A 320-nucleotide genomic window follows, 5' to 3' on the forward strand; every position below is an offset into this window, starting at 1 on the left:
GGAGTATTTCACGATTTACAAACAAGTACAAGAGATATAGCATCAGAACTAGAGAAAAGTTTCGAAAGTAAAACTGGTAGTAAAATAAATGAAACATTAAAAAAATATGAAAAACAAATTAACAACAAAATTTTTAATGAGCATGTTCACTTGGCAAACAGTTGCGGAAAAAAATAAGGGAAATAGAAAAAAAGACCTCTAAATATAATCTGTACCCTTTGTAAAGGACATTTTGAAAAAAGTTAGGCAACATCAAGAAGATGGTTTCTGTATCCAACAGGAGTCATCTTTTTTAAATTCCATTGATATCTATAATGATT

The 320-nt window shown here is 28.4% G+C and carries 1 protein-coding gene; it reads right to left on the bottom strand.

The features are described from left to right. Positions 1–242: 242 nt before the first annotated feature. Positions 243–320 (bottom strand): IS3 family transposase (locus FE392_RS23030; RefSeq protein ID WP_325835997.1); only part of this gene is annotated, 78 nt, incomplete at its 5' end.

The sequence above is a fragment of the Xenorhabdus santafensis genome, assembly GCF_033949405.1.
Taxonomy (GTDB): Bacteria; Pseudomonadota; Gammaproteobacteria; order Enterobacterales; family Enterobacteriaceae; genus Xenorhabdus; species Xenorhabdus santafensis.